The sequence below is a fragment of the Marinobacter sp. PE14 genome, assembly GCF_053566155.1.
In genome coordinates, this window is record NZ_JBQXNY010000003.1 from 160256 (window position 1) to 173957 (window position 13702).

The 13702-nt window shown below is 56.9% G+C and carries 13 protein-coding genes; 11 read left to right on the plus strand and 2 right to left on the minus strand.

Features of this window, described 5'->3' with window-relative positions:
- Positions 1 to 132 precede the first annotated feature (132 nt).
- Together ACWJ62_RS11420 and ACWJ62_RS11425 are read right to left on the minus strand one after the other, a co-directional pair.
- Positions 133 to 1419: an HlyC/CorC family transporter gene (locus ACWJ62_RS11420; RefSeq protein ID WP_449286305.1), complete on the minus strand. Its 1287-nt coding sequence runs from the start codon at positions 1417 to 1419 to the stop codon at positions 133 to 135.
- 85 nt (positions 1420 to 1504) lie between these two features.
- Entirely contained in the window at positions 1505 to 2311 is an 807-nt protein-coding gene (locus tag ACWJ62_RS11425) for a cytochrome C assembly family protein (RefSeq protein WP_449286306.1), read from the minus strand.
- 182 nt (positions 2312 to 2493) lie between these two features.
- On the opposite strand from ACWJ62_RS11425, the gene ffh reads away from it, so the two are divergent.
- From ffh to prfB, 11 genes are all read left to right on the plus strand, one after another.
- Positions 2494 to 3885 (plus strand): signal recognition particle protein, encoded by a 1392-nt coding sequence (ffh, locus tag ACWJ62_RS11430; protein ID WP_202347112.1) that lies wholly within the window; start codon positions 2494 to 2496, stop codon positions 3883 to 3885.
- Between the two features lie 163 nt (positions 3886 to 4048).
- Positions 4049 to 4288: a 30S ribosomal protein S16 gene (gene rpsP, locus ACWJ62_RS11435; RefSeq protein WP_088829094.1), complete on the plus strand. Its 240-nt coding sequence runs from the start codon at positions 4049 to 4051 to the stop codon at positions 4286 to 4288.
- A gap of 27 nt (positions 4289 to 4315) precedes the next feature.
- Positions 4316 to 4843 carry a ribosome maturation factor RimM gene (gene rimM, locus ACWJ62_RS11440; protein WP_449286307.1) on the plus strand — a complete coding sequence of 176 codons (528 nt, stop codon included), beginning with the start codon at positions 4316 to 4318 and terminating at the stop codon, positions 4841 to 4843.
- Positions 4844 to 4846: 3 nt separating this feature from the next.
- The gene (trmD, locus tag ACWJ62_RS11445) at positions 4847 to 5593 is read left to right on the plus strand and encodes a tRNA (guanosine(37)-N1)-methyltransferase TrmD (RefSeq protein ID WP_449286308.1); all 747 of its coding nucleotides are present in this window, start codon (positions 4847 to 4849) and stop codon (positions 5591 to 5593) included.
- A gap of 37 nt (positions 5594 to 5630) precedes the next feature.
- Positions 5631 to 5987, plus strand: coding sequence for a 50S ribosomal protein L19 (gene rplS, locus ACWJ62_RS11450; RefSeq protein WP_008176237.1), 357 nt, complete (start codon positions 5631 to 5633; stop codon positions 5985 to 5987).
- 114 nt (positions 5988 to 6101) lie between these two features.
- Positions 6102 to 7004 carry a site-specific tyrosine recombinase XerD gene (gene xerD / locus ACWJ62_RS11455; protein WP_449286309.1) on the plus strand — a complete coding sequence of 301 codons (903 nt, stop codon included), beginning with the start codon at positions 6102 to 6104 and terminating at the stop codon, positions 7002 to 7004.
- A 129-nt stretch (positions 7005 to 7133) separates the two neighbouring features.
- Entirely contained in the window at positions 7134 to 7865 is a 732-nt protein-coding gene (locus tag ACWJ62_RS11460) for a DsbC family protein (RefSeq protein ID WP_449286310.1), read from the plus strand.
- A 145-nt stretch (positions 7866 to 8010) separates the two neighbouring features.
- Positions 8011 to 9312 carry a homoserine dehydrogenase gene (locus ACWJ62_RS11465; RefSeq protein WP_449286311.1) on the plus strand — a complete coding sequence of 434 codons (1302 nt, stop codon included), beginning with the start codon at positions 8011 to 8013 and terminating at the stop codon, positions 9310 to 9312.
- Positions 9313 to 9323: 11 nt separating this feature from the next.
- Positions 9324 to 10724 (plus strand): threonine synthase, encoded by a 1401-nt coding sequence (gene thrC, locus ACWJ62_RS11470; RefSeq protein ID WP_449286312.1) that lies wholly within the window; start codon positions 9324 to 9326, stop codon positions 10722 to 10724.
- Positions 10725 to 10730: 6 nt separating this feature from the next.
- Positions 10731 to 12464, plus strand: a complete 1734-nt coding sequence (gene recJ / locus ACWJ62_RS11475; protein WP_449286313.1) for a single-stranded-DNA-specific exonuclease RecJ — start codon at positions 10731 to 10733, stop codon at positions 12462 to 12464.
- Between the two features lie 94 nt (positions 12465 to 12558).
- Positions 12559 to 13654, plus strand: a protein-coding gene (prfB, locus tag ACWJ62_RS11480; protein WP_449286314.1) for a peptide chain release factor 2 whose coding sequence is annotated in 2 segments (ribosomal slippage) — positions 12559 to 12630 and positions 12632 to 13654 — 1095 coding nt in all. Because the reading frame shifts where the segments join, the coding sequence is not laid out codon by codon here.
- The last annotated feature ends 48 nt before the right edge of the window (positions 13655 to 13702 follow it).

The window sequence follows — 13702 nt, forward strand, 5'->3', positions numbered from 1 at the left end:
GTATCGCACGCTCCTTCAGTGTTGGCGGGGGATCATCGGGGGTCAAGCTGGCGGTTAAATTTTGATCTTTCAAGAATGGAGGGCGCTATAACTGAAGGGTCTATAGCGCCATGGAGAGGAGCTTTCCGGCTTTTACTGTTTCAGTGACAGGGAACGTTTTTTGCGTTTTTTCGGGTGCACAATGGCTGCTTTGACGACATTGTCCTTGATCTGCAGCACTTCTACCCGGTGGCCGTCCACTTTCAGGCAGACGTTGGTGTCGGGGATGTTCTCCAGGGTTTCGGTAATCAGGCCGTTAAGGGTTTTGGGGCCATCGGTAGGGAGCTTCCAGCCAAGGGTCTTGTTGATGGTTCGAACGGCGGAAGTGCCATCGATAATGAAAGTGCCGTTGTCCTGCGGGATGATGTCCGGGCTGGTGGCGGCATAATCCGTCGTAAAGTCGCCGACGATCTCTTCAAGTATGTCTTCCAGTGTCGCAAGGCCAAGAACGTCGCCATATTCATCGACAACCACGCCGAAACGGCGACGGCCTTTCTGGAAGTTGATCAGCTGGGTGTTCAGGGGCGTGCTTTCCGGGATGAAATAGGGCTCCTGGCAAAGCTGCATGATCATGGCCTTGTTGATTTCCTCCTGTTGCAGCAGTTTGGAAGCGCTGCGCAGGTGCAGTATGCCCTGAATACTGTTGATGTCGCCCTTGAAGACCGGAAGCCGGGTATGCTGGCTGCTCCTCAGTTGGCGCAGAATGGTGTCGGTGTCGTCTTCCAGGTCGATACCCACTACCTCGTTTCGGGGCACCATGATGTCATTCACGGTCACTTTTTCCAGATCCAGAATGCTGACCAGCATGTCCTTGTGCTTGGCGGGTATCAGGGCGCCTGCCTCGTTCACCAGTGTTCGCAGTTCTTCCCGGCTGAGGTGGTCGTTGGCAGCGTCTGCGGCGGAAACGCCCAGCAGTTTCAGTATCCCCCCGGTGAACAGGTTCACGGCCCAGACAATCGGGTAGAGGATTTTCAGCAGGGGGCCGAGTATGTAGCTGGCCGGGAAGGCAATTTTCTCGGGAAACAGTGCTGCAAGGGTTTTCGGAGTGACTTCTGCGAAGATCAGAATCACGATGGTCAGCAGGATGGTGGCAATCGCGATGCCGGCATCGCCCCAGACCCGAATCGCGATAACCGTGGCGATCGAAGAGGCAAAGATGTTCACGAAGTTGTTGCCGATCAGGATAACGCCGATCAGCTGGTCGGTTCGTTGCAACAAGCCCTGGGCGCGCTTGGCACCTTTATGGCCGGTTTTGGCCATATGTTTAAGACGATATCGGTTGAGGGACATCATCCCTGTCTCGGAGCTCGAGAAGAAACCGGAAAGCAGGATCAGTCCGACCAGGAGAATAAACAGCGCGGTAAGCGATGTTTCGTTCAAAAGAGGTGTCCTTATATTGCTGACAAGTAGCGAAAATAGGGTTTTGGCGAGCGTTGTGTCAAGAGAATAACCGGTGCTTCTGGTGTCAGCCGCCGCGCTGGAAGATCAGCTCTAGCACAAACTTGCTTCCGTAGAAGGCCAGCATCAGGAGTGCGCAGCCTGCGAGGGTCCAACGGCTTGCAGTCATGCCCCTCCAGCCTTTGGTGTAACGACCAATCAGGAGCGCCACGAAAACCAGCAGGGATAGGATCGAGAACAGAGTCTTGTGGGCGAGGTTCTGGGCAAAGAGATCCTCTATAAAGAGGGCGCCGGTCACAATAGCCAGAATCAGCATGACGACGCCGGCCCAGACCATCTCGAATAGCAGTGACTCCATGGTTTGCAGAGGCGGCAGGTTACGAACCAGCAGGCTGTTGTAATTGTGCTTCAGTTGGCGATTCTGGAAGTAAAGAAGAACCGCCTGGATGGCCGCCAGAGTAAAGAGGCTGTAGGCTGTCACCGAAAGCGCGATATGGGAGAGCATGCCGTAGCTGTGATCGGACACCAGTCTCGAGGGTCCATGGGTAACCAGGGCGAGAATAATCGTGAGCCCGGCCAGCGGGTAAACGCCGAGGAACAGGCTTTGCACCGGCTTTTTAAGGTTGAGCCCCAATAGAAGAAAGACGATCAGCCAGGAAATAAGCACCGAGCTTTTGAAAAAACTGAAATCGAAGCCGCCGTCGTGGTGGACTGTCTGGCCAATAAGAAGTCCGTGGCTGGTCAGGGCGAGAACGCCAATCAGGGTGGTAATGGCAATGTTGCTCTGAACCCGACCCCTGAAATGCAGGGCCTGCAGCGCGGTACCGACGCTGTAAAGAAAAAGAGAGGTGACCGCGAGAATCAGCGTTCCCATGACTTCCTTATTAACCACTATTCTGACTGGGGATCGGCGCAGGTTTGGACCGATTTGACCGGGCTGGTCGTTTCAGGGCGATAGTCTGGTTATAATGTCGCGATTATGCAACTGGAATCAAGGAGTCCTCGCCGGCTCTGTCGATTCACGCACTCAATTTATCCGGGGTACGGAAGAGCAACATGTTTGAGAACCTCCAAGACCGACTTTCCGGCAGTCTGCGCAAGATTTCCGGCCAGGCGCGCCTCACTGATGACAATATAAAGGACACTCTGCGGGAAGTGCGGATGGCGCTGCTGGAGGCGGATGTCGCCCTGCCGGTGGTGAAGGACTTTGTTGAGGGCGTCCGCAAGCGAGCCATTGGCCAGGAGGTGCAGCGTAGCCTGACGCCGGGCCAGGTCTTCGTTAAAGTTGTCCAGCAGGAGTTGGAACGGGTGATGGGTGAGGGCAACGAGTCCCTCAATCTGAACGTCCAGCCGCCGGCAGTGATTATGATGGCCGGTCTGCAGGGTGCGGGTAAGACCACCACGGTCGCCAAGCTCTCGCGCTTCCTCAAGGAGCGGCAGAAAAAATCTGTCCTGGTGGTCAGCGCTGACGTCTACCGTCCGGCGGCGATTCGCCAGTTGGAAACCCTCGCTGGCGAGGTGGGTGTTGAGTTCTTCCCGAGCAGTGCCGATCAGGATCCGGTTGATATTGCGGAAGGTGCCATTGCCGCGGCCAGGAAGAAGCACATTGATGTTGTGATTCTTGATACCGCCGGCCGACTGCACGTTGACGAGCAGATGATGGGAGAGATTGGCCGGCTGCATAAAGCGGTTAACCCGGTTGAAACCCTGTTCGTGGTCGATGCCATGACGGGCCAGGATGCCGCCAACACCGCCAAGGCGTTCAACGATGCCCTGCCGCTGACCGGCGTGGTACTGACCAAAACCGATGGCGATGCCCGTGGCGGTGCCGCCCTGTCTGTTCGTCACATTACCGGCAAGCCGATCAAGTTCCTGGGTGTCGGGGAAAAGTCTGATGCGCTGGAACCGTTCTATCCGGACCGGGTTGCCTCCCGGATCCTGGGCATGGGTGATGTGCTCTCGTTGATTGAAGAGGCGGAGCGCAAGCTTGACCAGAAGAAAGCCCAAAAGCTCACCAAGAAAATCAAGAAGGGCAAAAGCTTTGATCTGGAGGATTTTCGGGATCAGCTACAGCAGATGAAGAACATGGGCGGCATTGGTGGTCTGCTCGACAAGCTGCCGGGTATGGGGCAGATGGCCCAGGTGGCGCAGCAGCAGGTCAACGACAAGTCCATGGGGCAGATGGAAGCCATTATTTGCTCAATGACGCCAAAAGAGCGGCGTTACCCGGATGTGATCAACAATTCCCGCAAACGCCGGATCGCCACGGGGTCTGGAACCCAGATCCAGGACGTCAATCGTCTGCTGAAACAGCACAAGCAAATGCAGAAGATGATGAAAAAGTTTGGCAAGAAAGGCGGTATGGCGAATATGATGCGCGGCATGGGTGGCATGATGCCCCCGGGCGGCGGTGGTGGAGGCGGAATGCCTCCGTTTGGCCGTATGTAAAAAGCCTTACATGGAAAACGGGGAAACAACTGGTTTTGCTGTTTTCTTTGGCGCTTTTTTAGCATAGAATAGCGCCCCTTTCGAGTATGGGTCTTCGCGTCAGCTGGTGTTCAGCAGGCGTGAATCGTACAAAGTTCGTTCAACAGAACAGGATATTGGTTAAATGGTAATTATCCGTTTGGCTCGTGGCGGCTCCAAGAAGCGCCCGTTCTACCATCTGACAGTCACCGACAGCCGCAAATCTCGCGACGGTCGTTTCATCGAGCGTGTAGGTTTCTTCAACCCGGTTGCCCGTGGTCAGGAAGAGAGTCTTCGCGTTGATCGTGATCGTGTCGAATTTTGGCTCGGTCAAGGCGCGCAGACCAGCGAGCGCGTTGCACAGCTGCTGAAGGCTGCTGGGTAAGACAGCACTGACACCGGGGTTTATGGCATGACACAGAATTCGCAGGAAACTGTGATCGGCCGCATTACCTCGGTGTTCGGGGTCAAGGGTTGGCTGAAAGTCTTCTCTTTCACAGACCCCAAGGAAGGAATACTGAACTATCCCGATTGGACGCTTGATCTGGATGGCAAACGTATTCCGGCCAAGCTTGAGGAGGGTCGCCGCCAAGGGCAGGGGATCGTCGTCAGGCTGAAAGGCATTAATGACCGTGATCTGGCCCACACATACTGTGGTGCCGAGGTCAGGGTTTCTACGGCTGAGTTACCGGCGCTCCCAGAAGGGGAGTTTTACTGGTTTCAGCTGGAAAGCCTTGATGTGTATACGGTCGATGATGAGTGCCTTGGTAGAGTGCACCATCTTATGGAAACCGGATCCAACGATGTTCTGGTGGTGCAGGCGACAGCAGGTTCCATCGATCAACGTGAGCGTCTGATTCCTTATCTGCCTGGCGAAGTGGTTCAGAACGTTGATCTGGATTCAAAGCGCATGGTGGTGGACTGGGATCCGGAGTTCTGACGGGTGTGGATTGGCGCAGTCAGTCTGTTCCCGGAGATGTTCGGTGCGGTAACGGATTACGGGATCACGGGGCGAGCGGTTCGGGATGGTCTTCTGACCTTTCGAAGCTGGAATCCCCGTGAATTTACCCATGACCGGCATCGCACGGTAGATGACCGGCCCTATGGTGGCGGCCCAGGTATGCTGATGAAAATTCAGCCCCTGAAGGACGCGATCCATGCGGCACGGGAAGCGGCACCCGGAAACCCCTGTGTGGTTTACTTGTCGCCCCAGGGTGAGACGCTGAACCAGTCTGTTGTCGAGTCGCTCGCGGCAGAGCAGCAGCTGATTCTGGTGGCGGGCCGGTACGAGGGTGTTGATGAGCGCCTGATAGCGACGGAAGTCGATCGGGAAGTGTCACTGGGTGATTTTGTGCTTTCCGGTGGCGAACTGGCAGCGATGGCTGTTATCGATGCGGTTACACGCCTCATCCCCGGAGCGCTGGGTCATGCGCAGTCGGCAGAGCAGGATTCTTTCGCCGACGGTTTGCTGGATTGTCCGCACTACACCCGGCCCGAGGTTTACGAGGGTCAGGCGGTGCCGGATGTTTTATTGGGCGGTCACCATGATCAGATCCGGCGTTGGCGGCTCAAGCAGTCGCTGAGGCGAACCCGGGAGCGACGCCCCGACCTGCTGGAAAAGCGGGTGTTTACGGACGAAGAGCGTGAGCTGCTGGAAGAGATTTTGAACGAACCGGGTGCCTCTGAATAATCAGGGCATTAACAGATTGGGTATCAGGAGCATTACGATGAGCGGCAAGAACAACATCATCAGTCAACTTGAAGCAGAACAGATGACCAAGGAAATCCCTGCGTTTGCGCCGGGTGACACCGTGGTCGTTCAGGTTCGCGTAACCGAGGGTAACCGTGAGCGTCTTCAGGCGTTCGAAGGTGTTGTCATCGGAAAGCGTAACCGTGGCATGAACTCCTCTTTCACCGTACGTAAGATCTCCTACGGTGTTGGTGTTGAGCGTACTTTCCAGAGCTTCTCCAAGCTGATCGAAAGCATCAGCGTGAAGCGTCGTGGCGATGTTCGCCAGGCCAAGCTTTACTACCTGCGCGACCTGTCTGGTAAGGCGGCTCGTATCAAGGAAAAGCTGGGCTGATCAGCAGTGCGCTGAACAGCAGTCAGGAAAAGGCAGCCGAGGGCTGCCTTTTTTGTGTCTGAGGTTCCGGTATGCTTGATGTGTCGTGAGACCTTTGCAGTCTGGGAACTTGCCATGAGAGCAGAAGATGAATCGGTAATCGTCAGGTTTGTTGATGCCATCTGGCTGGAGGACGGGCTGGGCGAAAAAACCCGGCAGGCTTACCGGAGCGATCTGATGCGATTGTCAGAATGGCTCCAAAGTCAGCCTGGCAAGCCAGTGCTCACGGATGTTCGCCGAACCGATTTGCTGGCGTGGATGTCCAGTGGCCTCGCACAGGGCGTCAAGAGCTCCACGGCAGCCAGGCGGCTGTCCGGGCTCCGACGGTTTTACCGGTTTCTTCTGCGAGAAGGTCTGATAAGCGAAGACCCAACCCTGCGGATTGACAGTCCCAAACTGCCTCGGCGTCTCCCCGATTCACTGACCGAGGACGAGGTGGATGCGCTGCTTTCCGAGCCGGACCCCGGAATTGCCATTGAGCTCAGGGATAAGGCCATGCTGGAAATACTCTACGGTTGCGGTCTGCGGGTCTCGGAGCTGACCGAGTTGCGGGTCGATCAGGTAAACCTTCGCCAGGGCGTGGTGCGGATCACCGGCAAGGGGGACAAGGATAGGTTGGTCCCATTGGGTGAAGAGGCTGTGGACTGGTTGCTTCAGTATATGAAGGAAGGGCGGCCGGAACTTCTTAAGGGGCGATCCTGCGATGCGCTGTTCCCGGGCAATCGTGCTGCGGCAATGACTCGTCAAACCTTCTGGCATCGTATAAAGCACTACGCGGTTCGAGTGGGTATTCGCAAACATCTGTCGCCCCATACGCTCAGGCATGCCTTTGCCACGCACCTCCTTAATCATGGTGCGGACCTGCGTGTGGTGCAGATGCTGCTGGGCCATTCTGACCTGTCGACAACCCAAATATACACCCATGTGGCTCGTCAGCGACTGCAGTCGCTGCACCAGGCTCACCATCCCAGGGGCTAACAGTGGGGCTGTTCCGCTATTGGGGGATGAACTTTCTTTTTGTGTACTTGTCGCATTGAATTGATTCCCGGCCTGTGGCAATACTGCCCGGGTTGTTTAACCGCTTACTGGAAAAGGTTGTTTGCCAGAATGAATATGAAACATGTGGTTGTGGCGCTTGGAGTCGTCGTAGGTGCCTTTGGCGCGGCCAGCGTCAGTGCCGGTGAAGTGGAAGACCGGATTTCCGAGCGTCTAACCCAGGCTGTCCCCGGCCTTGAGGTGGTGTCGGTAAAACAATCCGAAGCCAAGGGCCTCTATGAGGTTCAGAGCAACAATGGCGACACGATTTACGCGACCGAGGATGGCCAGTACCTGATGACGGGAGATCTTCTCAAGATTACCGATCAGGGTATTGCCAATGTCACCGAAGCCGCACGCACGGAGGCCCGTCGCGAAATGATGGCGGACTATGGAAACAAGGGAGTTATCAGTTTCCCGGCCAAAAACGAAAAGGCCGTGGTAAACGTGTTTACTGATATCGACTGCCCTTACTGTCGGAAGCTGCATGACGAGGTGCCGCAGCTGAACGACTATGGCATTACCGTCAATTACTACGCGTTCCCCCGGTCCGGTCCCAATACAGCGTCTTTCAGAAAGTACGAGTCGGTCTGGTGTGCTGACGATCAACAGGCGGCCATGGACGCAGCCAAGGCCGGCCGCACAGTGGCCGACGCAAGTTGCGAAAATCCGGTGGGCGAGCAGTATGAACTTGGTGGCCGGGTCGGGGTTACAGGGACACCTGCCATTGTTCTGGAGGATGGCAATATGGTTCGTGGCTATGTCCCGGCGCAGCGTCTGGCCGAAGGCCTCGGGCTGCTCTGACACCCTGGCGCACCCATCGTACGAGGTGCGTTACACGGGATTTTCGAAGGATCCGATTCAGGGCTTATTCAGTGAGGCCTGAATCGGTATACTATGCCCGCCTAATATAATTCATCAGCACCCCTTCGGGATCAGAGGTGAGAGTTTGAAAGACGTCAGTGTCGGAATCTGCGGATTGGGAACCGTCGGCGGCGGTACCTTTAATGTCTTGACCCGCAACGCCAGGCTGATTGCCGGTCGGGCCGGATGCAATATCCGGATTACCCGGGTTGCCAGTCGCCGGGCCCGCGAGGATATGGACCTCGGCGATGTGCCCTTCAGCACCGACATTTACGACGTGGTGAACGATCCCGACGTGGATATCGTGGTCGAGCTCATCGGTGGTTATGATGCGGCCAAAGAGCTGGTGCTGGCGGCAATCCGCAACGGCAAACACGTGGTTACCGCGAACAAGGCCCTGATTGCCGTCCACGGCAACGAAATCTTCGAGGCGGCCGAGAAGGCTGGTGTTGTGGTGGCCTACGAGGCGGGTGTAGCCGGTGGCATCCCGGTCATCAAGGCTGTTCGTGAAGGCATGGCGGCAAACCGCATTGACTGGATTGCCGGCATCATTAACGGCACCGGGAACTACATTCTGACCGAAATGCGTGCCGGTCGGGAATTTTCCGAGGTTCTCAAGGAAGCCCAGGATCTTGGGTACGCCGAAGCAGACCCGACTTTTGATGTGGAAGGCATTGATGCTGCCCACAAGCTGACCATACTGGCATCGGCCGGGTTCGGCGTGCCTCTTCAGTTCGAGAAAGGCTACACCGAAGGCATTTCGAAGATTACGCCTTATGACATTGCTCATGCCGAATTGCTGGGTTACCGCATCAAGCACCTCGGCATTGCCCGTCGTCGCGATGATGGCATTGAACTACGTGTTCACCCGACTCTGGTTCCCCAGAGCCATCTGATTGCCCAGGTTGATGGTGTCTTGAACGCGGTCCTGGTGGATGGCGATGCCGTTGGCCAGACCATGTATTACGGTCCCGGAGCAGGGGATGAGGCAACCGGGTCGGCTGTTATTGCGGATATCGTGGATGTGGCCCGTGCCGTGTCGACAGAAAGCAAACTCCGTGTACCCTATCTCGGCTTCTCACCGGAGGCCATGGAAGACCTGGATGTACTGCCCATGGAGGATATCCAGTCCGCCTACTACCTGCGCATTACCGCTCTGGATCGTCCGGGTGTGCTGGCCAAGATTGCCTCCATTCTGAGTGAGCATGGCATCAATATCGAGTCGATCATGCAGAAGGAATCCGAGCTGAAGGACGGTCGTATTCCGGTGATCATCCTGACCCACACCGTTCAGGAGCGTCAGATCAATCGTGCGATTGAAGAGCTGGAAGCTCTGTCCGACACCGATGGCCATGTTGTCCGCATCCGCGCTGAAAACTTCAACTGACAGGTACGAACGTGAGATACATCAGTACGCGGGGTGAAGCACCCGCACTGGGCTTTGAGGATGTTTTGCTGACCGGTCTGGCGAAGGACGGCGGCCTCTACGTTCCCGAATCCCTGCCACATTTCAGTCTGGAAGAAATCCGGAGCTGGCGTGGGCTTTCCTATAGTGAGCTGGCATTCAACGTCATGCACCCGTTCGTGGATGACGCTGTACCTGCGGATGATTTTCGCAAGATGCTGGACGAGACCTACTCGGTCTTCGCCCATAAGGCAGTGGCCCCGCTGGTTCAGCTGGATACCAACGAGTGGGTGATGGAGCTTTTCCGCGGCCCGACGCTGGCGTTCAAGGATTTCGCCCTTCAGCTGTTAGGGCGTCTTCTTGATTACGTTCTGGAAAAGCGTAAACAACACGTGGTTATCATGGGAGCGACCTCTGGTGACACCGGCTCGGCTGCAATCGAAGGTTGTCGCCGGTGCGAGCACGTGGATATTTTCATTCTGCACCCTTACCAGCGTGTGTCAGAGGTTCAGCGCCGCCAGATGACCACCGTCCAGGGCGAGAACATCCACAACATTGCGGTGCGTGGCAACTTCGACGATTGTCAGCGCATGGTGAAGGAGAGCTTCGGCAACCAGTCGTTCCTGGGTGGCAAAACCCAGTTGGCAGCTGTTAACTCCATCAACTGGGCCCGGATCATGGCCCAGATTGTCTATTACTTCCATGCCTCCCTGGCGCTGGGTGGCCCGGATCGGAGCATGGCGTTTTCCGTGCCCACCGGGAACTTCGGCGATATCTTTGCCGGCTACCTTGCCAAGAAGATGGGGCTGCCGATCTCCCAGCTGGTCATTGCCACCAACCGCAACGACATACTTCATCGCTTCATGAGTGGCAACAAATACGAGCAGCACCAATTGGAACATACCCTGTCTCCAAGTATGGATATCATGGTGTCCAGCAATTTCGAACGCCTGTTGTTTGATCTCCATGGCCGGGACGGAATGGCGGTGAAAACCCTGCTGGAAAACGCTGCGAAGGGGCCCGTCAGTATCGAGGACTATCGCTGGAAGCATGCGCGCAAGCTGTTTGACAGCGATGCGGTGGACGACAAGGCCACCTGCGACACCATTCGTGAGATTTACGATCAGAACGAGTATCTGCTGGATCCTCACACCGCCATCGGCGTCCGTGCTGCGCGCAACTGCCGCCGTGATCAGGCGGTGCCAATGATTACCCTGGGTACCGCGCACCCGGCCAAGTTCCCGGATGCCGTGGCCGAGTCCGGCGTGAGTGTACAGCCGCCGCTGCCAGCCCATATGGCCGACCTGTTCGAGCGGGAAGAGCGCTATACCGTGTTGGATAACAACATCGCCGGTGTGCAGGAGTTCATTGCCAAGCACTGGAAAAACGCCTGATCCGGTATGACACCAAAAAAGATCCTGCGTCGCCCCCAGCCCGATACCCTTCCGGACTGGGGGCAAAACCTGCCTCCCTTGCTTCGCCGCCTCTACGCCGCCCGTGGCGTTACCTCTGATGAGCAGCTAAGCTACACCCTGAAACACCTGGCTTCACCGCTGTCGCTGAGGGGTATTGATCGGGCCGTCGAGCTTCTTGCCGAGGCTATCGGTCAGCAACAGCGGGTGCTTGTGCTCGGCGATTTCGACGCCGATGGTGCCACCAGTACAGCCGTCGCCATGCTTGGGCTTTCAATGCTGGGTCTGCAGAGTATCGATTTTCGCGTTCCCAGCCGGTTTGCCGATGGCTACGGCCTGACGCCGGGCATTATTGAACGCCTGCACGACGAAGGTCAGCTCCCCGACCTGATGGTCACCGTTGATAACGGCATATCCGCTATTGAAGGCGTTCGAGCGGCCAGGGAACTTGGCGTGAAAGTGGTGGTGACCGATCACCACCTGGCCGGCGAAGAGCTTCCGGATGCCGATGCCATCGTCAATCCAAACCAGCCGGGTTGTCCTTTCCTGAGCAAGAACGCGGCCGGTGTTGGCGTCATGTTTTACGTGCTCACAGCGTTGCGCAAACAGCTCCGGGAAACCAATCGCCTGCCTGATCCTGAACCCAACCTGGGGTGCCTGCTGGACCTCGTGGCGCTCGGCACAGTGGCTGATGTTGTCCCTCTGGACCACAACAACCGGATCTTTGTGGAGCAGGGCCTGCGCAGGATACGTCAAGGGGAGGCCCGTCCCGGTATTCTGGCGCTGCTGGAAGTCGCAGGCCGCGACCACACGGCCATCAGCTCAACCGATCTCGGATTTGTGGTTGGCCCCCGCCTGAATGCCGCGGGCCGGCTTGACGACATGAGTATCGGGATTGCCTGCCTGCTGGCAGACAGCCCGGACGAGGCGCGTCGACTGGCCCGGGAGCTGGATACCTTCAACCGGGAACGCCGGACCATCGAGAAGGATATGAAAGCCCAGGCACAGGATCTGCTGGCCTCCATGTCTCTGGATCTTGAGGGGCTGCCCTGGGGCCTTGCCCTGTTCGATACCGATTGGCACCAGGGCGTTATCGGAATCCTGGCTGCCCGTATCCGTGAACAGACCCACAGACCGACCATTGCCTTTGCGCCGGACGAAAACGGCGTAGACATCAAAGGTTCTGCTCGCTCCATTCCCGGGCTTCATATCCGGGATGTGCTTGCCGTGGTCGACTCACGCAATCCGGGGATCATGAAAAAGTTTGGCGGTCACGCAATGGCTGCGGGCATGACTCTCGCCAGGGATGATCTGGATGCCTTTTCCGAGGCCTTCGATCGCGCCGTTCGGGACACCCTGTCGGCCGAGGATCTGGAGGCAGCGATCACAACCGATGGACCGCTGGGCGCAAATGAACTGTCCCTGGACACCGCCGCGCTGCTCAAGCGGGCCGGCCCCTGGGGGCAGCATTTCCCGGAGCCACTGTTCGACGGTGAGTTCCGGGTGGTCAGCCAGCGGATTGTCGGTGAAAACCATCTGAAATTGGTGTTGCAACCTGTCGAAGGCGGCGGGATTATCGACGGCATTGCCTTCAATACCGGACCGGAAGTGCCTGATTACACACGCACCGGAGCTCGAGTGGTTTACAAGCCGGATGCCAATACCTTCCGGGGGCGCACCAATCTCCAGCTTCTGGTGGATTACCTCGAGCCTCTTGCCTGATTCACGGAAACCCGCAGGCTGATTTACAAACCGATTTCCGGTAGAATCCCGCCTCTGTTTTTACTCTCCATTTTCAAGAGCGAGTAAGGGTTTCATGGAAATCAATCCCATTGTGACGAAGATTAAAGAGCTTCGTGAGCGCACTGAAGCGCTCAGGGGGTATCTTTGACTACGATCAGCGTAGTGAGCGACTGATCGAAGTTGAGCGCGAACTGGAGCAGCCAAGTGTTTGGGACGATCCCGAGCGGGCCCAGGCTCTGGGGAAGGAGCGCGCGGATCTAGAACTGATCGTCAAGACCATCGACAACCTCACCTCCGGCCTTGAAGACGCCGAAGGCCTGCTGGACATTGCCGCAGAAGAAGAGGATGAGGGCACCGTTGCCGAGATCCAATCAGATCTTGACGGTCTTGATAAAGAGCTTGAGAAGCTTGAATTCCGCCGCATGTTCTCCGGTGAAATGGACGCCAACAACGCCTACCTGGACATACAAGCCGGCTCTGGTGGCACCGAAGCCCAGGACTGGGCCAACATGCTTCTGCGCATGTACCTGCGCTGGGCCGAGCGCCGGGGCTTCAAGGCCGAAATAGTCGAACTGATGGAAGGCGACGTGGCGGGTATCAAGAGTGCCACCATTCACATCCAGGGCGACTATGCCTATGGTTGGCTGCGAACCGAAACCGGCGTTCACCGTCTGGTGCGTAAGTCACCGTTCGATTCCGGCAACCGTCGGCACACGTCTTTCTCTTCCGTGTTTGTGTCACCGGAAGTGGATGACAGCTTCGAAATTGAAATCAATCCGGCGGATCTTCGGGTGGATGTTTACCGTGCCTCGGGCGCCGGTGGTCAGCACGTTAACCGGACCGAGTCGGCGGTGCGTCTGACTCATAATCCCACCGGCATTGTTGTGGCCTGTCAGGCTGGCCGGAGCCAGCACCAGAACAAGGACCAGGCCATGAAACAGCTCAAGGCGAAGCTGTTTGAGCGTGAGATGCAGGAGCGTAACGCCGAGAAGCAGAAAGCCGAGGACGCCAAGGCCGATATTGGTTGGGGTAGCCAGATCCGCTCGTACGTTCTGGATGACAGCCGTATCAAGGACCTGCGCACCAAGGTTGAAACCAGTAATACCCAGTCGGTGCTGGACGGTGACATTGACAAGTTCATCGAAGCCAGCCTGAAGATGGCGCTGTAACCAGCGCCTTTGCCACGCTAACCCGGACAACCCGATTCCTAGTGAGCC

Coding starts and splice junctions, on each gene's coding strand:
- ACWJ62_RS11425 (WP_449286306.1), bottom strand. CDS start 2,311: ATGGGAACGCTGATTCTCGCGGTCACCTCTCTTTTTCTTTACAGCGTC.
- ffh (WP_202347112.1), top strand. CDS start 2,494: ATGTTTGAGAACCTCCAAGACCGACTTTCCGGCAGTCTGCGCAAGATT.
- rpsP (WP_088829094.1), top strand. CDS start 4,049: ATGGTAATTATCCGTTTGGCTCGTGGCGGCTCCAAGAAGCGCCCGTTC.
- rimM (WP_449286307.1), top strand. CDS start 4,316: ATGACACAGAATTCGCAGGAAACTGTGATCGGCCGCATTACCTCGGTG.
- rplS (WP_008176237.1), top strand. CDS start 5,631: ATGAGCGGCAAGAACAACATCATCAGTCAACTTGAAGCAGAACAGATG.
- xerD (WP_449286309.1), top strand. CDS start 6,102: ATGAGAGCAGAAGATGAATCGGTAATCGTCAGGTTTGTTGATGCCATC.
- ACWJ62_RS11460 (WP_449286310.1), top strand. CDS start 7,134: ATGAATATGAAACATGTGGTTGTGGCGCTTGGAGTCGTCGTAGGTGCC.
- recJ (WP_449286313.1), top strand. CDS start 10,731: ATGACACCAAAAAAGATCCTGCGTCGCCCCCAGCCCGATACCCTTCCG.